The organism is Pseudomonas sp. S31, from assembly GCF_016648105.1.
GTDB lineage: Bacteria > Pseudomonadota > Gammaproteobacteria > Pseudomonadales > Pseudomonadaceae > Aquipseudomonas.
Map to the genome: position 1 here is coordinate 1 of NZ_JACVVE010000067.1, position 20417 is coordinate 20417.

A 20417-nucleotide genomic window follows, 5' to 3' on the forward strand; every position below is an offset into this window, starting at 1 on the left:
TTTTTCTACTACTTCATTCGGGCGCCGGGGGCGCCGCCGCTGAGCAGCGAGCGCGCCGGCCCCTCGAGATGGAACAGCGCCTGGTTGGCCTTGGCCTGGTCACCGTCCGCGACCTGCCAATGCACCGCAACCCGTGGGTCGAGCTGACGGAACACCGCATCGACCCAGGCCGTGCCAGCGACCACGCAATCCTCCCGGGTGATGATGGTGGCCTTGGCCAGGCGCTCGGCGGGGATCAGCTGCGCAGTGATGTCGCCACTGCCGATGTCCTCGAGCAACGCGCGGCGCACGTTGGCTTCGATTTCGGCGGTCAGGTCGGCGAGGCGTAGGTTCGGCATGGTCGGCTCCACAAGCTAGGTGCCGGGATTATCGGGCAGGGGGGCGGGTGTGTACAGCGGGCAGGCGATGGAAAGGACGGGTCTAGATGTAGGGTTTACTACATTAATGGATCCATTGTGAGTCCGGTGATCGCACATATTTCTCTTGAAAATAGACTTTGACGTTGACCATGTTGGTGTCTCGACGGTTTAATGGATCCATTAAATAAAAACAACATGCCGGAGAGCCTCCATGTACCCCAAAAACACCTGGTACGTCGCTTGCACCCCTGACGAAATCGCCGACAAGCCTTTGGGTCGACAGATCTGCGGGGAAAAGATCGTGTTCTATCGTGGCCATGAGAACCGCGTTGCCGCAGTGGAGGATTTTTGCCCGCACCGCGGCGCACCGCTGTCGCTGGGCTATGTCGAGGACGGCAACCTGGTCTGTGGCTACCACGGCCTGGTCATGGGCTGCGACGGCAAGACGGTCGCCATGCCTGGCCAGCGGGTCCGGGGCTTTCCTTGCAACAAGACCTTTGCCGTGGTCGAGCGTTATGGTTTCGTCTGGGTCTGGCCCGGCGACCAGGCACAAGCCGACCCGAACCTGATCCCGCACCTGGAGTGGGCAGTCAGCGACGAGTGGGCGTATGGCGGGGGGCTGTTCCACATCGGTTGCGACTACCGCCTGATGATCGACAACCTCATGGACCTGACCCACGAGACCTACGTGCATGCCTCCAGCATCGGCCAGAAGGAGATCGACGAAGCACCACCGGTGACCACCGTCAGCGGCGACGAGGTGGTCACCGCCCGGCATATGGAAAACATCATGGCGCCGCCGTTCTGGCGCATGGCCCTGCGGGGCAACGGGCTGGCCGACGACGTGCCGGTGGATCGCTGGCAGATCTGCCGCTTCACTCCGCCCAGCCATGTACTGATCGAAGTCGGAGTGGCGCATGCCGGCAAGGGGGGATATCACGCCGAAGCCCAGCACAAAGCGTCGAGCATCGTGGTCGACTTCATCACCCCCGAGAGCGATACCTCGATCTGGTACTTCTGGGGGATGGCGCGCAACTTCGCGGCCCACGACCAGACCTTGACCGAGAACATCCGCGAAGGCCAGGGCAAGATCTTCAGCGAAGACCTGGAGATGCTCGAGCGCCAGCAGCAGAACCTGCTCGCCTACCCCGAACGCAACCTGCTCAAGCTCAACATCGATGCCGGCGGCGTGCAGTCGCGCAAGGTGCTGGAACGGTGGATCGCCAGGGAGCGTGCACCACAACCCGAACTGATCGCGACCAGCGCCACTCCCGCCTGACGAGGACTCCGACATGATCGACGCCGTAGTGGTATCCCGCAACGACGAAGCACAGGGCATCTGCAGCTTCGAGCTGGTCGCGGCCGATGGCGGCCTGCTGCCGGCCTTTAGCGCTGGCGCGCACATCGACGTACACCTGCCCGACGGCTTGGTGCGCCAGTACTCCCTGTGCAATCACCCCGAAGAACGCCACCGCTACCTGATCGGCGTGCTCGATGATCCGGCCTCACGCGGAGGATCGCGCAGCTTGCATGCCGGGGTGCGGGAAGGCGCCAGCCTGCGTATCAGCGAGCCGCGCAACCTGTTCCCGCTGGTTGAGGATGCGCGCCGCAGCCTGTTGTTCGCAGGTGGCATAGGTATCACGCCAATCCTGTGCATGGCCGAGCAACTGTCGCACAGTGGCGCGGATTTCGAGTTGCACTACTGCGCCCGCTCCGCCGATCGTGCGGCCTTCGTCGAGCGTATCCGCTGCTCGCCGTTCGCCGACCGCTTGTTCGTGCATTTCGACGAGCAGCCGGAGACCGCCCTGGACATCGCCCAGGTGCTGGGAAACCCACAGGCCGATGCGCACCTGTACGTCTGTGGCCCAGGTGGCTTCATGCAGCATGTGCTGGAAAGTGCCAGGTCGCAGGGCTGGCCGGAGTGCAACCTGCATCGCGAATATTTTGCCGCGGCGGCCGTCGATACCAGCAGTGATGGCAGTTTCTCGGTCCAGGTTGGCAGCACCGGCCAGGTGTTCGAGGTACCGGCCGACCAGAGCGTGGCGCAGGTGCTGGAGCGCCACGGCATCGAAATCGCCATGTCGTGCGAGCAGGGTATTTGCGGCACCTGCCTGACGCGGGTGTTGCAGGGCACGCCAGACCATCGCGACTTGTTCATGACCGAGGAGGAGCAGGCGTTGAACGATCAATTCACGCCGTGCTGCTCGCGCTCCAAGACACCCTTGCTGGTGCTCGACATCTGATCCGGCTCAGGAGGCCGGCAGGATGACTTTCATGCGCGGGTCGGCCTTGCCGCTGCCGAAGGTCTCGGCATACCGCAGGGTGGCGTTGGCATGCTCGCGCATGATCGCCTCGGCGCGAGCGCCCTGGCCATTGACCAGGGCATCGAACACAGCGTGGTGCTGCATGTGGGCGAAGTTGAAACGCCGGTATTCACGTGCCAGATCGTGGCGGTCCACGGCCAGCGCGGTGACCGAGGCGAACGGCAGATGGTCGTTGCGCGCCAGGGCATCGGCGATGGCCGGATTGTGACTTGCTTCGACGATCACCTGGTGAAAGCGCATGTTGAGGTCGTGGTAGGTCTCCAGGTCTTCGTCGGTCACGAAACCCTTGTCGAACAACTGGTCGCCCTCGACCAGGCATTGGCGCAGCGCCTCGCAGGCTTCCGACGACAGGCCGCGCTCCGCAGCCTGGCGGGCGGCCAGGCCCTCCAGTACGCCACGAACCTCGACCGCGCCGGCGATGTCTTCTTCGCTGACCGAGCGTACCTGAAAACCACGGCCGCCAAAGCGCACCAGCAAGCCTTCCTGCTCGAGGGTGCGAAACGCCATGCGCACCGGCATGCGTGAAACGCCGAACAACTCGGCGGTGGGGACTTCCATCAGCCGCGCGCCGGCCGCCAGTTCGCCCGAGGCGATCATCTTGCGCAACGCAACCAGCACCATCTGACCGGGCTTGCTCATCCAGGCAACTCGAAGGACATGAGCGGCCATCTTAGCGCAAGCGCCGGGCTCCCACACGCCTGAGCGGCCTCGCCAGATACCGGTAACGTATTGCATCTTCGTGTAGGAGCGCCCCGGCAAGGCCGCTCCTACAACGACAACGGGTAACTCACGATCAGCCGGGTCTGGTCGAAGTCGCTGTTGAAGCTGCGCCGGTTGGTCGCATTGTTCAAGCGCACGTTGAGGTTCTTCAGCGTGCCGCTCTGGATCGTGTAGTTGATCTCGGTGTCGCGTTCCCATTCCTTGCCATTGCTGCCCGCAGCGGTGGTGGCATTCTCGCCGTGGCCGTAGCGCACCATCGCCAGCAGCCCGGGTACGCCCATCGCAGCGAAGTTGTAGTCATAGCGCACTTGCCACGAGCGTTCGTCGGCATTGCTGAAGTTGCCGTTGAACATGTCGTTGCCCAAGGTTCGGCCACTGCTGCCGTAGACCGACATCCACTGGCTGTCGCCGCTGACTTTCTGCAAGCCCAGGTACAACGTGTGGCCGCTGCGCGCGGCCGAAATCAAGGCGTACCCGGTGCGGCTCTGGATGTCGCCAATGCGTGCCTGGCCATCGTCCCGGTCGATGAAATAGCCCAGGTTCGCGCCCAACGTCCATTCACCCATGCGCTGGCTGTGTATCAGGTTCAGGTAGCTTTGCTGGTAGATATCCTCGAGCTGCGAATGCCAGGCGCCGATCAGCGTGCGCTGTTGGTTGAAGCGGTATTCGGCGCCTGCATAGGTGAATCCGTCCGACGTCACCCCGGGGGCCGCCCAGGCCGAAAGGTCCTGCATGTCGGAGGAATTGCGCAGGCTCACCTGGCGGTATTGGCCGGCCTGCAGGCTCAGTCCTTCGATTTCCCGCGAGTCGAGGGTCGCGCCACGGAACGTCTGCGGCAACAGGCGGCCATCGTCGTAGCGCAGCAGGGGAATGTCCGGCAGCAGTTCGCCGACCTTAAGCTCGGTCGCCGAAAGGCGCATCTTCGCTGCCAGCCCCGCGCGGCCGAAGTCATCTGCCGCGCGGCCGTCGTCATGCACCGGCAGCAGCTCCGAGCCGCTGGCATCGCGGCTGCTGTCGAGCTTCATGCCGAACATGGCGATGCCTTCCAGGCCGACACCGAGCGGCCCAGGGGTATAGCCGGAACTGAACTTGAAGATGAAACCCTGGGCCCATTCGTCGACCTTGCTTTTGCTGGCGCCGGGGTCGCGGAAGTCGCGGTTGAAATAGTAGTTGCGCAGGGTCAGGCTAACCTTGGCGTCTTCGACGAAGCCGCCTTCCTCGGCCCAGGCTGGCAGGCCCAAGCCGAGCGCCAACGAGACTGCCACGGCAGACTGGTTAAGGGTACAGGAGGACTGGTTCATTATTATTGTTCTCCACTTTTCATAGGCGCAGCCATCCCCGGCGGGCCGCTTGGGCTCGTCGTGGAGAAGGCTGCGGGTAGGTTTGGGTCAGGCGTCGGCCATCGCCGCTCGTGCCTGAGTTGCGTTGGGGCGCAGCAGCAACAGGCAGCCGGCGGCGATCACGAACACGCTGGCGAATACGCCGTACAGGTGCAGGGGTTGCCAGCCGCCGTCGAGCAGCATACCCGCCACGGTTGGCGAGAGGATCGCACCCATGCGCCCGATGCCGATGCCCCAGCCAACGCCCGTGGCGCGTACCGAGGCGTCATAGACCACGGGCGACAGGGCATACAAGCCTGCCACGCAGCCGTTGGAGAACAGTCCGATCAGTAGCCCCAGGGCCAGCGCCATTGCCACCGAAGCGCCGTTGTTCACGAACAGCACCAGCAACGCCGCCGTGACCAGCATGAACATCGACAATACGCGGGTCAGCGGCCAGCGCGAGGACAGGCCGCCGATCAGTGCGGCGCCGAGTATGCCGCCGACGCTCAGCAGCACCCCGCCGGTGATGCCCTGCTGGGCTGACAGGCCGGCTGCGACGAGCAGTTTCGGGGTCCAGCTCATGACGAAATAGAAGCCGAACATCACCAGGAAGAACAGCAGCCAGATTACCAGGGTGGTACGCCGCATGGCCGGGGCGAGCAACTGCCTGAAACCGTTTGGCATGTGCTGGTCGCGCAGTGGTCGAGCGGGCAGTTGCGCCAGCGCCGGATGGCCCAGGCGAGCGGCCAGGCGGTTGATTCGGGCCAGTGCGTCGGCCGGGCGGCGGGCCAGAAGGAAGTCCAGTGACTCCGGTAGCCACAGCAGCACCAGAGGGATCACCAGCACGGTGACGATGCCGCCGAACAGGAATACCGAACGCCAGCCCCAATGCCCCAGCAGCCATACCGCCAGCAAGCCGCCCAGGGTCGCACCCAGGGCATAGCCGGTCGACTGCAGGCTGACCGCCAGGCCGCGCCAGCGCTTGCTGGCGTATTCGCTGGCGATCACGTTGCTGCTGGCCAGGATGCCGCCGATCCCCAGCCCGGTCAGGCCGCGCAGCAGCGCCAGCTGCAGCGGGGTCTGGCTCAGCGCCGAGAGCAGCATGCCAGCCCCGGAAAGTGCCAGGCAGAGCAGGATCAGGGGGCGTCGACCGAAGCGGTCTGCCCAAGGCGCGATGAACAACGAACCGGCTGCCATGCCGAACAGGCCGGCGCTGAGTAGCAGCCCCACCTGCGCCCCGCCCAGGTTCCATTCAGCGGAAACCGAGGCAGCGGTGAACGCCATGACCAGCACGTCGAAGCCGTCGATCATGTTCAGGACGATGCAGATGCCAATGGCCAGGTACTGGAAGCGGCCCATCGGGTCGTCGTCAAGGCGTCGCTTGATATCGGTGCTCATGGCGTCACCTGCTGGTCGGGCTCGACCCCAGGTGGAAGGAGGGATGCGCGCGCACGCACGAAGCTGGAGGAAACCTGTCGGTTCCGTGCCCCTGGTAAGCCAATCATGACTGAACCCTTTTTGTAATTGTTGTCGCGTACGGCAGGAGGGCTCCGGCCGTCGTCACGCGCTAATCAATCAGATAATGGATCCATAGACAATATGAAAATTGGCCATTTACCCGCTATGACAGCCCTCAAGTAGAGACTTAAAAGCATAATTTTAAAAAATTATATTAATTATCAATGGATTGAGATTCTAAAATGATGATCAGTTTCCGTTCGTTTATCGAACGGTTGGTTTTTATGGATCCATATCCGTAGCAGGACGTTCGCTTGCCCATGCCTGCATACCTTTCCAGAGCTGCCTTTGGTCAGCGCAGTTGAGCAAATTCCCGATTTGGCGGTCTTTTACCTGCCCGCGGCCCCGAACGCTGGCCTACCCTCAAAGTGCCCAGCAAGGAGACCGGGATGCATACAGAAGGCAAGGTGGTGCCGCTGGCCGCGGCCATCGAAAGGGGTGTTGCCGCCTCCGGCCTTCCACTGCTGCTCCTGCAAGTGCGTGACAAAGCCGCCCTGCAACTGCGCCAGGGCCTGCAGGCGTTGTTCGACAATGCCGACGACAGCCTTTTCGAGATGGCCGACAAGGCCGTCGACCGGCGCGATCAGAACCTCTGCTTCGAAGCCATGCGTGACCTGCGCCTCAAGCGCAAGGGTATCGAGCGCAATGTGCTCGACGGGTTCTATGGTGCCTTCGCCCGCATCGGCCAGGCCGATCCGTCGAGCATGCCAATGGAGATACGGCTGGAGCGCGATAGCGGGGCCGAGACCATGGTCGCACGGGTCCTGTCGCGTGACGGCCTGGCGCTCGGCCAGTTACTGCAGCGTTTACAGGCCTTGCTCGAACGCCCCTTGGCCGAGCAGCGCAATCCGCTGGGGCCGGCGGCCCTTTGCGGGCTGTTCATCGATGCCGGGCGCAGCCTGGGAGTGGGGGCGCGGGTCCGGCCGATCCTGCTGAACCTGTTCGAACGCCATGTGCTGCGCGAAATGCATGTGATCTACGACGATGCCAACCAGTTGCTCGCCGCAGCCGGCGTCCTGGCCGATCTGCCGTCGCTGCCGCGCCGACGCGCAGAGGATCGGCGCGGCAAGGCGCGACAGGGCGTGAGCGCCGTCCAGGCGGAGGAGCAAGGCGTTGCCGCGGGCCTTGCCGTGTTCCAGGCCGTGCAGGGCATGCTGGCATCAGCTGCGGCACCGCAGGCGGCAGCCACCGAGGCGCTCTCGATCCCGACGGTGAGCAGTGCCGACCTGCTGCGTCTGCTGACGCACCTGCAGCACCAGGTGCCCGCCACCTTCGAGCCCGACGACTTCGACCTGGCCCGGCAGCTTGGCATACTGCTGTTGCGGGTCGGGGCGCGCAGCGGTGGCCAGCGACGCTTGTGCCGCGCCGATGAAGACCTGGTCCGGCTGGTCGGTCTGCTGTTCGACTACATCCAGGCCGACGACAACCTGCCGGCGAGCCTGCGTGCCCTGATCGGTCGCCTGCACATTCCGCTGCTCAAGGTGGCCTTGCTGGACAAGAGCCTGTTCGGCCGACCCAGCCATCCGGCGCGACGCCTGCTCAATGAAATGGCTGCGGCTGCCATTGGCTGGGAGCGCAACGGCGACGGCCTGCGCGACAGCCTGCACCTGCGCGTGGAACGGACTGTCCAACGGCTGCTCAACGACTTCACCGACGATGTCGGCCTGTTCGCCGAACTGCTCGATGACTTTCTCGCCTTCAGCCAGGACGAGCGTCGGCGCCACGCCTTGCTCGAACAGCGCACCCGCGACGCCGAGGAAGGCCGCGTGCGCACCCTGCAAGCGCGCCTGCAGGTGCAGCGGGCGCTCAATGCCCGGCTGCGCGGCCGGGTGCTGCCGCAGGTGGTGCTGCAGATGCTGGTGCAGGGCTGGAGCCAGGTACTGCTGCTGGCCTTGCTCAAACACGGCGAAGCGTCTGCAGCCTGGCGCGGAGCCCTGGCGACCTTGGACACGCTGCTGGGCAGCATCGCCGCGCACCACGATCCACTTGCCCGCGAGCGGTTGCTGCAGCAGTTGCCCGGTTTGCTCAAGGCCTTGCGTGACGGGCTGGCCGGGGTAGCGCTGGACTCGGTGCTGACCCGCGATTTCTTTTTGCAGTTGCAACACCTGCACCTGCGCGCCTGCGCCGGGCCGCTGGCAGAAGGTGGCGATGCCGATGCGTCGCTGGCCGAAGTGCGGGTCGAACACGACATCGTGCTGGTGCTCGCCGAGGAGCTGGCCTGTGCCCCTCTGCGGCCGCTCGATGACGATGACCTGACGCAACCGCTGCGTCAGGTTCAGCGCTTGCGCCTGGGCGCCTGGGTCGAAGTCCGCGACGAGGATGAGGCCCTGCGTTGCAAGCTGGTGGCACGCCTGGACAGCAACGACCGCCTGGTTTTCGCCAACCGCAGCGGGCTCAAGGTCCGTGAGTGGAGCGTGCTGGGCCTGGCCCAGGCGCTGCGCCGCGACGATGTGCGCTTGCTGGATGACGGGCTGCTGTTCGAGCGGGCGCTGCAGGCGGTTCTGGGCGAGCTGCGCCAGTGCCAGACACATTGAGCGCACCACGATTTACCTGCACACCGCCTCGGTCGCGAGGCATACTGCGAGCCTGTACCGGCGTTTTCTCAGGATTTGCCCATGCAATTGGACCGTGCCACGGGCTGGTTCGACGGAGTCACCCGCTGCCCTTCGCCGAACTTCAACGCCCGCCCCGATGGCGAAGCGATTTCGCTGCTGGTTATCCACAATATCAGCCTGCCACCCGCGTGCTTCGGCACCGGCAAGGTGCAGGTGTTCTTCCAGAACCGGCTTGACCCTGACGAACATCCCTATTTCAAGGACATCTGCCAGCTGACCGTGTCGGCGCACCTGTTCGTCGAGCGCGACGGTGCGGTGACCCAGTTCGTTTCGTTGCTCGACCGCGCCTGGCATGCCGGCGTCTCGTGTTTTCAGGGGCGTGAGGGGTGCAATGATTTTTCCATCGGTATCGAGCTCGAAGGTACCGACGACCTGCCCTACACCGAGGCTCAGTACGCCGTCTTGGCACAGCTGACCCGGCAGATCCGCGGTGCCTTCCCGCAAATCGGCCTGGACCATATCCAGGGCCACTGCGATATCGCCCCGGTGCGCAAGACCGACCCCGGCCCGGCGTTCGATTGGCTGCGCTATCGGGATTCCGTGCAGATCGATGAGGACAAGGCATGAGTTTTCTGGTGTTGCTGCTGGTGCTGTGGGTCGAGAAGTTCTCGGCCTGGCGCAAGCGTTTGCAGAATGATCGTTTTTTCATCGGCGAACTGACCCGCCTGGAGCGCAGCGGCAAGGTGCACCCCTGGTGGACCTTGGTCATCCTCATCCTGGCTCCCGTGGCGCTGCTGGTGTTGCTGTTGCACGTTCTGGAGCCGGTCGCCTATGGTTTGCTGGCCTTGCCGGTGCACCTGGTGGTACTGGTCTACAGCCTGGGGCGCGGCGACATCAAGGCGGCGCTGGGGCCGTTTCGCGATGCCTGGCGGCGTGGCGACGAACAGGCCGCGCTGCACGTGGCCGAGCGCGATCTCGGCCTGTTGGCCGACACCCCGCGCGGGTTGCTGGTGCGGGTGCAGGGTTATCTGCTGTGGCAGGCCTACCAGAGCTTCTTCGCGGTGATCTTCTGGTACTTCCTGCTGGGCCCAGGGGCTGCCCTGGCCTATCGCCTGCTGGCGCTGACCGCCGAGCTCAGCGGGCAGCCGGCGCTCAAGGCACGCGCCGAGCAACTGCGCCACATCATGGATTGGCTGCCGGTGCGGGTGTTGACCCTGAGTTTCGCCCTGGTGGGCAACTTCGTCGCGGTCATGCGCCTGATGCTGCACGAATTGCTGAACGGGCGTATCAGTGCCGGGCATCTGGTGGCCAAGGTAGGGCGGGTTGCCGACGACATTCCCGAGGAGGAAGACGACCCGCGTGGGCTGGCCAGGCTGGACAGCCTTTGGGAGCTGCTGCTGCGGTGCGCAGTGTTGTGGTACGCCGGGTTCGCCTTGTTGACGGTGTTGGTTTGAGCGTTTGAGTCTCACCAGCCGAACAAGGCCGAGGCGTTGCGCGTGGTCGTCTCGGCCAGCGATTGCATCTCGACACCCAGGAGGTGTGCCAGTGCCTCAGCTATTTCGGGCAAATGCTCCGGGCTGTTGCGCTGGCCAGGGAACATGGCCGGGGCCATGTCGGGTGAATCGGTCTCCAGCACGATGCTGTCCAGTGGCAGTCGGGCGATGGTCTTGCGCAGGCGCAACGCCTGGGGCCACGTGGCTGCGCCGCCCAGGCCCAGGCGAAAGCCCATCTTGATGTACTCGCGTGCTTCCTCGTAGCTGCCGGCGAACGCGTGGATCACCCCGGCCCGGCGCGGTTTGTAGCGCTTGAGCGTGGCAATGACCTGGGCGTGGCTGCGGCGTACGTGGAGCAACGCCGGCAGCTCGAAATCGCAAGCCATTTGCAACTGGGCCTCGAACAGTTCCTGCTGGCGCTCTCGGTCCAGGGTCTCGACGTAGTAGTCCAGGCCGAACTCGCCCACCGCGCACAAGCGTGGATCGCCTTGCAGGCGCTCGAGCCATTCGCGCAACTGCACCAGGTGCTCGGGGCGATGCTGGTCGAGGTAGATCGGATGCAGCCCCAGTGCCGCGACCATCCGGCTATCGGCGCAGGCCAGCTCCCAGACCCGCTGGAAATTCTCCTGATACACCCCCAGCACCACCATCCGTACGACCCCGCGCGCCGCCGCGTTGGCCAGCAGATGCGGGCGGTCGGCGTCGAAGTCGGGGAAGTCGAGGTGGGTATGGGTGTCGATCAGGCGCATGTTCAGGCCGTGGCGATGCGTTGCTTGAAGGTTCGACCGATGGCATGCACACCGGGTTCGTAGCGTTTCTGCTCGATCGCGGCGAGGGCCAGCTCCAGCGCAGTGGTGGCGATCTGGCCATGCTGCTGGGCCATGGCGTTCACCGGCAGGGGCAGGAAGTCGAGCAGTTGGTTGTCACCGAAGGTGCCCAGCTGCAACTGGCGTTCGCCCGCCGGGCGTGCCTGCAGGGCGTCGAATACCCCTTGCAGCAGCACGTAGGAGGTGGTGACCAGGGCGTCCGGCAGCCCGCCCAGTTCGTCGACCAGTTGTTGCATCAAGCGCTGCCCGCATTCACGGCTGAACGCTTCGCCCTGATAGCGCCGCACTTCGCACGCCTTGCCTTCGAGTGCCTGGTCGAAACCACCGGCACGGGCCTGGCTGACCGACAGTTCAGGCCGCGCGCCGATCAGTGCGATGCTGCGCGGTGCGGTGTTCAGCAGGCTTTCGGTGAGTTGCCGGCTGGCGTCGAGGTCATCGCTGATCACCGAGCAGAAGTGCGCCGGGTCCATGCGCCGGTCGATGGCGATCACCGGCAGGCCTTTGTCCTGCAGCTCGCGGTAGCTGTCGTCCTGCGGCGGCAGGCAGCTGGCGACGAACAGCGCGTCGCAACGACGGGCGCGGAACAACTGCTGCAACTGGCGCTCGCTGTCGGGCTGGTCATCGCTGCTGGCGATCAACAGCTGGTAGCCGCGGGCGCGGGCGCCTTGTTCGAGCTGCTTGGCGATGCGTGCATAGCTTGGGTTCTCCAGATCCGGGAGAATGAAGCCCAAGGTGCGGGTATGGCGGCTGCGCAGGCCGGCGGCCTGAGGATTGGGCGTGAAGCCATGGGCCTCGACCACGGCCCGCACGCGCTCGACAGTGCTGTTGCTGATGCGCTGCTGTTCGGCCTTGCCATTGATGACATAGCTGGCAGTGGTCACGGACACACCGGCCAGACGGGCGATATCGCTGAGTTTCACCGAGTTTTCCTTGTTATTACCGGGGCTGGCGGCGAGCCCTGACCGGGTATTCTGACCCAGCCGACCCACCGCGCGCAGGCGACCATTGTCGCAATTGTCCGACAGGATGGGGCTTTTTCGTCGGAAGATTATCGAGTAACGTGGCCACCTAATCAGATTAATCGTTTCAGCAGGCTGATTTCTGCCGCCATTACCCCCTGCTGAGGGCCATCCTACTGGCCATTCGCCTGGAATTCACAACAATACCTCAGTACCCGACTTGGGGCTGGAAAAGGAGAAGGTCATGCTCGAGCTCGCCAAGGAGCAGATCGCCATGGGCCAGTCGGCCGCCGACAAGGCCGAGGCGTTGCGCCTGATGGCCGATCGTCTGCTTGCCGATGGCCTGGTGGCCGAAGGTTACCTGCGGGGCCTGGAGGCCCGTGAAGCGCAAGGCTCGACCTTTCTCGGCCAAGGCATCGCCATTCCTCATGGCACGCCGCAGACCCGCGACCTGGTGCACGCCACCGGCGTACGGCTGTTGCAGTTTCCCGAGGGGGTGGACTGGGGCGACGGCCAGATCGTCTACCTGGCGATCGGCATCGCCGCACGCTCCGACGAACACCTGCGCCTGCTGCAACTGCTGACCCGGGCCCTGGGCGAGACCGACCTGGCCGAGGCACTGCGCCGGGCAACCTCTGCCGAAGCGCTGCTCAAATTGTTGCAGGGCGCGCCCCAGGCACTGGCCCTGGATGCGCAACTGGTTGGCCTGAACCTGGCGGCCGAGGACTTCGACGAACTGGCCTGGCGCGGGGCCCGCCTGCTGCAACGCGCCGGTTGCGTCGACCCAGGCTTCGCGGCGGTGCTGCAGCAGGCCGAGCCGCTGCCACTGGGCGAGGGCCTGTGGTGGCTGCACAGCGAGCGTCAGGTCCGCCAGCCCGGCCTGGCCTTCATCACCCCCCAGCAGCCCCTGCGCTACCACGACCAACCGCTCAACGGCCTGTTCTGCCTGGCCAGCCTGGGCGCCGGCCATCAAGCATTGCTCGAGCGCCTGTGCGAGGTGCTGATCGAAGGTCGCGGGCAGATGCTCCACCAGGCCACCAGCAGCCGCGCCGTGCTCGAAGTGCTGGGCGCCGAGGCGCCGGCCGACTGGCCGAGCGTGCGCCAGGTGCTGGCCAACCCGCATGGCCTGCATGCCCGCCCGGCCAAGGTGCTGGCGCAGTTGGCCAAAGGCTTCGATGGCGAGATCCGCGTGCGCGTGGTGGACAGCGGCCAGCCGGCGGTGTCGGTGAAGAGCCTGAGCAAGTTGCTGGGCCTCGGTGCCCGGCGTGGCCAGGTGCTCGAACTGGTGGCCGAGCCGTCGATTGCCGAACAGGCGCTGGCGCTGTTGCAGGCTGCCATCGAGCAGGGCCTGGGCGAGGAGGTCGAGCCGTTGCCGACGGCTGACGAGACGGATACTGAAATGCCGACCGAGGTCGTCCAGGCGCCAGCGCCAGGCAGCCTGATCCAGGCGGTGGGCGCTGCTCCAGGTATCGCCTGCGGACCGGCGCATGTTTGTGTCGAGCAGGGCATCGACTACCCGCTGCGCGGTGAGTCCCCCACCCAGGAACGCCTGAAGCTGCGCAGCGCCTTGGCCGCGGTGCACGATGAACTCGATGGCCTGGTGCGGCGCAGCGACAAGGCGATTGGCGAAATCTTCATCACTCACCAGGAAATGCTCGCCGACCCGGCCCTGTCCGATGATGTCGAGCAGCGCCTGGCTCAGGGCGAAAGCGCCGCGGCGGCCTGGATGGCGGTCATCGAGGCGGCGGCGCGCCAGCAGGAGTCTTTGCATGACGCGCTGCTCGCCGAACGCGCCGCCGACCTGCGCGACATCGGCCGGCGGGTACTGGCGCAGCTGTGTGGCGTGCAGGCCCAGGCCGAGCCCGAGCAGCCCTATGTGCTGGTGATGGCCGAGGTCGGTCCGTCCGATGTCGCCCGCCTCGACCCTGCGCGGGTCGCCGGCATCGTCACCGCTTATGGCGGCGCCACCGCGCACAGTGCAATCGTGGCCCGTGCCCTGGGCATTCCCGCCGTGGTCGGTGCCGGGGCGGCGATCCTGTTGCTGGGCAATTCCACGCCGCTGCTGCTCGATGGCCAGCGCGGGCAGGTCCAGGTCGCGCCTTCGGCTGCGGTGCTCGACCGCGCGCTGGCCGAGCGCGACCAGCGCGAACAGCGCCTGCAGGCTGCCTGGGCCAATCGCCACGAGCCGGCCGTCACGCGTGACGGGCATACCGTCGAGGTGTTCGCCAACATCGGTGACAGCAGTAGCATCGACAAGGTGGTGGAGCAGGGCGCCGAAGGCGTTGGCCTGCTGCGTACCGAATTGATTTTCATGGCCCATCCCCAGGCTCCCGACGTGGCCACCCAGGAGGCCGAGTACCGCCGCGTGCTCGATGGCCTGGACGGCCGGCCGCTGGTGGTACGTACCCTCGATGTGGGCGGCGACAAGCCTTTGCCGTATTGGCCGATCGCCGCGGAGGACAACCCGTTCCTCGGCGTGCGCGGTGTGCGCCTGACCTTGCAACGCCCACAGATCATGGAGCAACAGCTGCGCGCCCTGCTGCGCGCCGCCGATCAGCGCCCGTTGCGCATCATGTTCCCGATGGTCGGGCAGGTTCACGAATGGCGCCAGGCGCGGGCGATGGTCGAGCGACTGCGCGAAGAGATCCCGGTCGCCGACCTGCAGGTCGGCATCATGGTCGAGGTGCCTTCGGCGGCGCTGCTGGCGCCGCAGCTCGCCCGCGAGGTGGATTTCTTCAGCATCGGCACCAACGACCTGACCCAATACACCCTGGCCATCGACCGTGGCCACCCGAGCCTTTCGGCCCAGGCCGACGGTTTGCACCCGGCGGTATTGAGCCTGATCGACATGACCGTGCGCGCCGCCCATGCCCACGGCAAGTGGGTCGGCGTGTGCGGCGAGCTGGCCGCCGACCCGCAGGCCGTCGCGTTGCTGCTGGGCCTGGATGTCGACGAACTGAGCGTCGCTGCCCCGAGCATCGCCGAAGTCAAGGCCCTGGTCCGCCAGGCCGATCACCAGACGGCCCGCGCCCTGGCGCGCGAGGCTTTGCAACAGGACAGCGCCGCGGCGGTTCGCGCGCTGGTGGAGCGTTACTGAAATGGCCAAGATCCTCACCCTGACCCTCAATCCGGCGCTGGACATCACCATCGGCCTGGACACCCTGCGCACAGGCGCGGTCAACCGTGCCCATGCCCAGCACAGCCATGCCGCCGGCAAGGGCCTGAACGTGGCCCAGGTGCTGGCCGACCTGGGCCACAGCGTCACGGTCGCGGGCTTTCTTGGCCAGGACAACCTGCAGCCGTTCGAAGAACTGATCGCCTGGCGCGGTTTCGCCGATTGCTTCGTGCGCGTGCCCGGCGAGACCCGCAGCAACATCAAGCTGGTCGAGGCCGACGGCCAGGTCACCGACATCAACGGTCTGGGGCCTGAGGTCGACGAGGCCGCGCGCAGTGCGCTGCTGCGCCGGCTGTTGCAGGTGGCGCCGGGGCATGCGGCGGTGGTGGTGGCCGGCAGCCTGCCGCGCGGTATCAGCCCGAAGTGGTTCCAGCAGTTGCTCGATCAGCTCAAGGGCCTTGGCCTGAAGGTCGCCCTCGACAGTAGCGGCGAAGCGCTGCGCGCCGGGCTCGATAGCGCGCCGTGGCTGGTCAAGCCGAATACCGAGGAACTGGGCGACGTGCTGGGAACGAGGGTGCGGGGCCTGGCCGAACAGCGTAGTGCGGCCGAGCAGCTGCTGGCCTGTGGTATCGAGCATGTGGTGGTGTCCGATGGTGAGAACGGCGTCAGTTGGTTTGCCGCCGGCCTTGCCCTGCAGGCCCTGCCACCCAAGGTGCGAATCGCCAGCACGGTGGGGGCGGGCGACTCGCTGGTGGCGGGCATGGTCCATGGCCTGCTGCAGGCCGAGCCCGCCGCGCAGACCTTGCGCCGGGCAACGGCGATCGCCGCGCAGGCGGTCAGCCAGGTCGGCTTCGGCATCCGTGATCGCGAGCAGCTGGCGCGCCTGGAGGCCGGCGTGCGCCTGACAGAACAACAAGAGGGTTGCCGATGAACATCGCCATCGTTACTGCCTGCCCCAATGGCCAGGTGTCCAGCATTCTCAGTGCCCGCCTGCTGGCCGCCACGGCGCAGCGGCGCGGCTGGCAGACGTGCGTCGAGGTGCTGGATGACGAACATCCCGAACGCCGCTTGAGCGCAGCACAGATCGCCGACGCCGACTGGGTGCTGGTGGTCAGCGCCGGGCCGGTGTCGCTGGCTCGCTTCGTCGGCAAGCGTGTCTACCAGAGCACCCCGGCCAAGGCACTGGCCGACCGTGAAGGCTTCCTCGACGAGGCCGCAGCGGGCGCCACCTTGCTCGAGCCCTGCACGGATCAGCCGGTCGAACCCATCGCCTCCGAGCAGGTGCGCATCGTCGCGGTGACCGCCTGCCCGACCGGGGTTGCGCACACCTTCATGGCCGCCGAGGCCTTGCAGCAGGCTGCCCAGCAATTGGGCTACCAACTGAGCGTCGAGACCCAGGGTTCGGTCGGGGCGCGCAACCCGCTGTCGGCCCAGGCCATCGCCGAGGCCGACGTGGTGCTGCTGGCCGCCGACATCGAAGTGCCGACTGCGCGCTTCGCCGGCAAGCGCATCTACCGCTGCGGCACCGGCATCGCCCTCAAGCAGGCCCGTGCCACCCTCGACAAGGCCCTGCGCGATGCCAAGCTGGAGAACAGCAGTGATGCCGGCCCAGCCAAGGCCGAGAAGAGCGGGGTGTACAAGCACCTGCTCACTGGCGTGTCGTTCATGCTGCCGATGGTGGTGGCCGGCGGCTTGCTGATTGCATTGTCGTTCGTCTTCGACATCGAGGCGTACAAAGAGCCCGGCACCTTGGCTGCCGCGCTGATGCAGATCGGCGGCGAGGCGGCGTTCAAACTGATGGTGCCGCTGCTGGCCGGCTACATCGCCTGGTCGATCGCCGACCGCCCGGGTCTGGCACCGGGGATGATCGGCGGCCTGCTGGCGAGCACCCTGGGGGCGGGCTTCATCGGCGGCATCGTCGCCGGCTTCCTGGCCGGCTACAGCGCCAAGGCCATTGCTCGCTGGGTGCCCTTGCCGACGAGTCTCGCCGCGCTCAAGCCGATCCTGATCATTCCGCTGCTGGCCAGCCTGTTCACCGGGCTGGTGATGATCTACGTGGTTGGCCAGCCGGTGGCGGCGCTGCTGGTGGCCATGACGCACTTCCTCGACAGCATGGGCACCACCAATGCCGTGCTGCTCGGCCTGTTGCTGGGCGGGATGATGTGCGTCGACCTGGGGGGGCCGATCAACAAGGCCGCGTATGCCTTCTCGGTTGGCTTGCTGGCCTCGTCCAGCTACGCGCCGATGGCCGCCACCATGGCCGCCGGCATGGTGCCGCCGATCGGCCTGGGTATCGCCACGTTCCTCGCTCGGCGCAAGTTTGCCCAGAGCGAGCGCGAGGCGGGCAAGGCAGCCCTGGCGCTGGGGTTGTGCTTCATCTCCGAGGGCGCCATCCCGTTCGCTGCCAACGATCCGTTGCGGGTGATACCGGCGAGCGTCGCCGGGGGCGCGTTGACTGGGGCGTTGTCGATGTACTTCGGGTGCAAGCTGATGGCGCCCCATGGCGGGTTGTTCGTGCTGCTGATTCCCAACGCCATCAATCATGCGTTGCTGTATTTGCTGGCGATCGTTGCTGGCAGCCTGGTGACGGCGGTGGTGTATGCGGTGATCAAGAAAAACGAGCAGGTGGAGTTGGCGGTGGCGCCGGTGAAGGGTTAGCGCCGATGCTTCTGCCGCAACGGCACCAGCAAATCGGCCAGGCCGTTATGGTCGACCTCGTGCATCAATGCCAGCAGCCCACCCAGTTCCCCGGCAGGGAAGCCCTTGCGGGCGAACCAGGCCAGGTAGTCGCCCGGCAGGTCGGCGATGATCCGGCTCTGGTATTTGCCAAAGGGCATGGTCCGGGTGACCAGCAGTTCCAACATCTCGGGTTTCATCGGCGTGCCTGGCAGGGAAAACGCCGACCATACTGCAATCTGCACGAAGGCCCAAGCGGCAATCATGCAGAACACCGCTTTGCCTGGCCTGGGTAAATCACTTATCTATCTGATTTTAAAGAATATTTATTGAGCGCCAGGTTTGGCATGGCGCCTGCAACTCTATTGGTGACTATCACCTGCCAAGGAGTTCGTGCCATGAGCAACCCCAACAAAGACGTGATCGATGTACTCAACGACCTGATCGAGTACAGCAAGGACGGCGAGAAGGGTTTCAAGGAGTCCGCCGATGACGTCAAGAACCCAGAACTGAAAGCGTTCTTCGTCCAGCGTGCCGGTGAGTGCGCCAACGCAGCCGCCGAGTTGCAAAGTGAAGTGCGTCGCCTGGGTGGCGATCCGGAAACCTCGACCAGCGTCAGCGGCGACCTGCACCGTGGCTGGGTCAACCTCAAGTCGATGCTGACCGGCAAGAGCGAAGAGGCTGTGCTCAACGAGGTCGAGCGCGGTGAGGACCACGCGCTGAAAGCCTACAAGGAAGCCCGCGAGAAGCTGGTCAAGTACGGCCGCACCGCTACCGATCAGGCCTACGCACTGGTCGAGAAACAGCTGCAAGGCGTGCAACGCAACCATGACCAGGTGAAAGCCCTGCGCGACGCGGCCCGCGCTCGCTCCTAAGCGTCCGGCCCTTCTACCCGGTTCCGGCCTTTGGCCTTGGCCCGGTAGGCAGCTTCATCCGCGGCACCCAGCACGCTCGCCAGATCGTCCTGGGTGCCCGGTTGGTACAGGCCGATGCCGATACTGACCGTGACCGAGTCGTTATCCTCCCCCAAGGGTGCCAAGGCCGCGACGCTGGCGCGAATGCGCTCGGCCAGCAGCCGTGCTCCCGCCAGGTCGGTTTCTGGCAGCACTACCTGGAACTCTTCCCCTCCATAGCGAGCCGCAAGGTCGGCAGGCCGGCGTATGCACAGCTCGATGGTCTTGGCCACCTCACGCAAGGCATGGTCGCCACCGGCATGGCCGTGACGCTGGTTGAACGCCTTGAAGTGGTCGACATCCACCATCAGCACCGCCAACGGCTTGCGGTTGCGCTGGGCGCGTGCCCATTCCTGGCGCAGCACCTGGTCGAGGCGACGGCGGTTGGGTAGCCCGGTCAGGCTGTCGGTGGCGGCGAGGGTGGCCAGGCCTCGCTCGGCCAACCGCCGGCGGCGCAATTCGCGGCCCAGTTGCAGCGTCAACCAGAGGATGCCCATGCACAGCAGGCCAGTGGCCACGCCGACCAGCATCGCCGTGCGCCGCCAGGGTTGAAATACCTCATCGGAGGCATGCACCACCAATACGATCAGCGGCAGTTCGCCGACTCGGGCGAAGGTGTACATGCGCTGGCCGCCGTACACACCTGAGCGCGCGGTGAACGTACCGCTGCGTTGGCCGAGGATACGCTGGAAGTTGGGGTACTCGGCGAAGTTGGCGCCGATCAGCGGGTCTTGCGGGCGATTCGGCTGCCGGGCCAGCAACTGGCCGTCGGTATTGAGCAGGTTGACGCTGCTGTCCTCGCCAATGTCCAGGCGTTGGAACAATTCGCTGAAGTAGGACAGGCGCAACGATCCCGCCGCGATCCCGGCGAATTGGCCGCTGGCGTCGGCAATGCGCCGACTGAAACTGATCGACCATTCCTGGTTGGCCAGCTTGGCCTTGAATGGTGGGCCGACCAGCAGGCCCAGGTCGGGGTGATGCAAGTGGGCCTGGAACACGCCGGTGTCGCCGAAATTGGCCTGGCGCGGAACGATACTGGTGGAGTCGCCGACCACGTTGCCCTGCTTGTCGAGCCAGAGTACGTCGCCACGGCTGCTATCGACGGCCTGGTTGAACAACAGGCGCTGACGCAGGACGCCAGGCACTTCCGGCAACTCCTTGCGGCCGACTGCCCAGACCAACTCCTGCAGCGAATGATCGTAAAGTTCGACGTTGCGCAGGATGTCGCTTTCGATGAGTTGGACGATGTTGTTCGACGAGCGAATGGCCGATTGCTCGACGTTGACCCGCTCGCGCACCAGCAGGTAGCCGACGATCGCAACGATGGCGAGCACGGCGAGGCAACTGCCCAGGGTAAGGATCAGCTCGGGGTGCGACCTGTAAACGGCGAAACGCGATGATCGAATGAGCATGCTCGCTACTGCGGTGGCAGGGCCATGATGCGGCGCGCGACATTCTAGGGAAGCGGGGATTGCCGGACAAGGCTGGGGTTTAACATCCGACGAACTGAGGGGGTATGACTGGCGTTTGGCGGTGGCGGGGGGGGGGGGGGGGCCGGGGGGGGCGGGGGGGGGGCGGGGGGGGGGGGGGCGCGGC

General features: G+C 65.6%; 16 protein-coding genes and 1 pseudogene. 9 read left to right on the forward strand and 8 right to left on the reverse strand.

Translation table 11 applies throughout. From position 1 onward, the window contains the following. Window positions 1-35: 35 nt before the first annotated feature. Window positions 36-338 (reverse strand): annotated as a pseudogene (locus IAE37_RS27705) (nicotinate-nucleotide diphosphorylase); the annotation flags it as partial. A gap of 232 nt (window positions 339-570) precedes the next feature. On the opposite strand from IAE37_RS27705, the gene IAE37_RS27710 reads away from it, so the two are divergent. After that, window positions 571-1638, forward strand: coding sequence for an aromatic ring-hydroxylating oxygenase subunit alpha (locus tag IAE37_RS27710; RefSeq protein ID WP_201178644.1), 1068 nt, complete (start codon window positions 571-573; stop codon window positions 1636-1638). 13 nt (window positions 1639-1651) lie between these two features. Next, window positions 1652-2602 carry a PDR/VanB family oxidoreductase gene (locus tag IAE37_RS27715; protein ID WP_201178645.1) on the forward strand — a complete coding sequence of 317 codons (951 nt, stop codon included), beginning with the start codon at window positions 1652-1654 and terminating at the stop codon, window positions 2600-2602. A 6-nt stretch (window positions 2603-2608) separates the two neighbouring features. Here IAE37_RS27715 and IAE37_RS27720 read toward each other — a convergent pair whose 3' ends face one another. The 3 genes from IAE37_RS27720 to IAE37_RS27730 form a co-directional block, all read right to left on the reverse strand. Then, on the reverse strand, window positions 2609-3322 hold the full coding sequence (locus IAE37_RS27720) for a GntR family transcriptional regulator (protein WP_201178646.1): 714 nt from the start codon (window positions 3320-3322) through the stop codon (window positions 2609-2611). Window positions 3323-3450: 128 nt separating this feature from the next. Continuing rightward, window positions 3451-4704, reverse strand: coding sequence for an OprD family porin (locus IAE37_RS27725; protein WP_201178647.1), 1254 nt, complete (start codon window positions 4702-4704; stop codon window positions 3451-3453). Between the two features lie 87 nt (window positions 4705-4791). Beyond that, window positions 4792-6123: an MFS transporter gene (locus IAE37_RS27730; RefSeq protein WP_201178648.1), complete on the reverse strand. Its 1332-nt coding sequence runs from the start codon at window positions 6121-6123 to the stop codon at window positions 4792-4794. A gap of 509 nt (window positions 6124-6632) precedes the next feature. Between IAE37_RS27730 and IAE37_RS27735 the strand changes: the two genes are divergently transcribed. The 3 genes from IAE37_RS27735 to ampE all read left to right on the forward strand — a co-directional run bounded on the left by IAE37_RS27735 (window position 6633) and on the right by ampE (window position 10252). Beyond that, window positions 6633-8777, forward strand: coding sequence for a DUF1631 domain-containing protein (locus tag IAE37_RS27735; protein WP_201178649.1), 2145 nt, complete (start codon window positions 6633-6635; stop codon window positions 8775-8777). 81 nt (window positions 8778-8858) lie between these two features. After that, window positions 8859-9425, forward strand: coding sequence for a 1,6-anhydro-N-acetylmuramyl-L-alanine amidase AmpD (gene ampD / locus IAE37_RS27740; protein WP_201178650.1), 567 nt, complete (start codon window positions 8859-8861; stop codon window positions 9423-9425). Beyond that, window positions 9422-10252, forward strand: a complete 831-nt coding sequence (ampE, locus tag IAE37_RS27745) for a regulatory signaling modulator protein AmpE (RefSeq protein WP_201178651.1) — start codon at window positions 9422-9424, stop codon at window positions 10250-10252. The genes ampD and ampE overlap by 4 nt, the downstream gene beginning before the upstream one ends. Before the next feature lie 11 nt (window positions 10253-10263). On the opposite strand, the gene IAE37_RS27750 is transcribed toward ampE, so the two are convergent. Continuing rightward, entirely contained in the window at window positions 10264-11040 is a 777-nt protein-coding gene (locus tag IAE37_RS27750; protein ID WP_201178652.1) for a TatD family hydrolase, read from the reverse strand. Window positions 11041-11042: 2 nt separating this feature from the next. Continuing rightward, window positions 11043-12038, reverse strand: a complete 996-nt coding sequence (gene cra / locus IAE37_RS27755) for a catabolite repressor/activator (RefSeq protein WP_201178653.1) — start codon at window positions 12036-12038, stop codon at window positions 11043-11045. A 283-nt stretch (window positions 12039-12321) separates the two neighbouring features. Here cra and ptsP point away from each other — a divergent pair, with 283 nt between their 5' ends. Genes ptsP through IAE37_RS27770 form a run of 3 tightly spaced genes read left to right on the forward strand, consistent with a single transcriptional unit; the run spans window position 12322 to window position 17850 of the window. Beyond that, entirely contained in the window at window positions 12322-15174 is a 2853-nt protein-coding gene (ptsP, locus tag IAE37_RS27760) for a phosphoenolpyruvate--protein phosphotransferase (protein WP_201178654.1), read from the forward strand. A 1-nt stretch (window position 15175) separates the two neighbouring features. Further along, window positions 15176-16123 (forward strand): 1-phosphofructokinase, encoded by a 948-nt coding sequence (pfkB, locus tag IAE37_RS27765; protein WP_201178655.1) that lies wholly within the window; start codon window positions 15176-15178, stop codon window positions 16121-16123. Continuing rightward, window positions 16120-17850, forward strand: coding sequence for a PTS fructose-like transporter subunit IIB (locus IAE37_RS27770; RefSeq protein WP_201178656.1), 1731 nt, complete (start codon window positions 16120-16122; stop codon window positions 17848-17850). The genes pfkB and IAE37_RS27770 overlap by 4 nt, the downstream gene beginning before the upstream one ends. Here the strand turns inward: IAE37_RS27770 and IAE37_RS27775 are convergent. Next, the gene (locus tag IAE37_RS27775) at window positions 17847-18068 is read right to left on the reverse strand and encodes a DUF3820 family protein (protein ID WP_201178659.1); all 222 of its coding nucleotides are present in this window, start codon (window positions 18066-18068) and stop codon (window positions 17847-17849) included. The genes IAE37_RS27770 and IAE37_RS27775 overlap by 4 nt on opposite strands. 198 nt (window positions 18069-18266) lie before the next feature. Between IAE37_RS27775 and IAE37_RS27780 the strand changes: the two genes are divergently transcribed. Further along, a complete protein-coding gene (locus IAE37_RS27780; protein ID WP_201178657.1) occupies window positions 18267-18743 on the forward strand; it encodes a ferritin-like domain-containing protein in 477 nt (158 codons plus the stop codon). Here IAE37_RS27780 and IAE37_RS27785 read toward each other — a convergent pair. Further along, window positions 18740-20233: a GGDEF domain-containing protein gene (locus tag IAE37_RS27785; RefSeq protein ID WP_201178658.1), complete on the reverse strand. Its 1494-nt coding sequence runs from the start codon at window positions 20231-20233 to the stop codon at window positions 18740-18742. The two genes, IAE37_RS27780 and IAE37_RS27785, sit on opposite strands and share 4 nt — an antisense overlap. Window positions 20234-20417: the final 184 nt, after the last annotated feature.

Coding starts and splice junctions, on each gene's coding strand:
- IAE37_RS27785 (WP_201178658.1), bottom strand. CDS start 20,233: ATGCTCATTCGATCATCGCGTTTCGCCGTTTACAGGTCGCACCCCGAG.
- ptsP (WP_201178654.1), top strand. CDS start 12,322: ATGCTCGAGCTCGCCAAGGAGCAGATCGCCATGGGCCAGTCGGCCGCC.
- ampE (WP_201178651.1), top strand. CDS start 9,422: ATGAGTTTTCTGGTGTTGCTGCTGGTGCTGTGGGTCGAGAAGTTCTCG.
- IAE37_RS27715 (WP_201178645.1), top strand. CDS start 1,652: ATGATCGACGCCGTAGTGGTATCCCGCAACGACGAAGCACAGGGCATC.
- IAE37_RS27730 (WP_201178648.1), bottom strand. CDS start 6,123: ATGAGCACCGATATCAAGCGACGCCTTGACGACGACCCGATGGGCCGC.
- ampD (WP_201178650.1), top strand. CDS start 8,859: ATGCAATTGGACCGTGCCACGGGCTGGTTCGACGGAGTCACCCGCTGC.
- IAE37_RS27720 (WP_201178646.1), bottom strand. CDS start 3,322: ATGAGCAAGCCCGGTCAGATGGTGCTGGTTGCGTTGCGCAAGATGATC.
- IAE37_RS27775 (WP_201178659.1), bottom strand. CDS start 18,068: ATGAAACCCGAGATGTTGGAACTGCTGGTCACCCGGACCATGCCCTTT.
- IAE37_RS27770 (WP_201178656.1), top strand. CDS start 16,120: ATGAACATCGCCATCGTTACTGCCTGCCCCAATGGCCAGGTGTCCAGC.
- IAE37_RS27735 (WP_201178649.1), top strand. CDS start 6,633: ATGCATACAGAAGGCAAGGTGGTGCCGCTGGCCGCGGCCATCGAAAGG.
- IAE37_RS27750 (WP_201178652.1), bottom strand. CDS start 11,040: ATGCGCCTGATCGACACCCATACCCACCTCGACTTCCCCGACTTCGAC.
- IAE37_RS27710 (WP_201178644.1), top strand. CDS start 571: ATGTACCCCAAAAACACCTGGTACGTCGCTTGCACCCCTGACGAAATC.
- pfkB (WP_201178655.1), top strand. CDS start 15,176: ATGGCCAAGATCCTCACCCTGACCCTCAATCCGGCGCTGGACATCACC.
- IAE37_RS27780 (WP_201178657.1), top strand. CDS start 18,267: ATGAGCAACCCCAACAAAGACGTGATCGATGTACTCAACGACCTGATC.
- IAE37_RS27725 (WP_201178647.1), bottom strand. CDS start 4,704: ATGAACCAGTCCTCCTGTACCCTTAACCAGTCTGCCGTGGCAGTCTCG.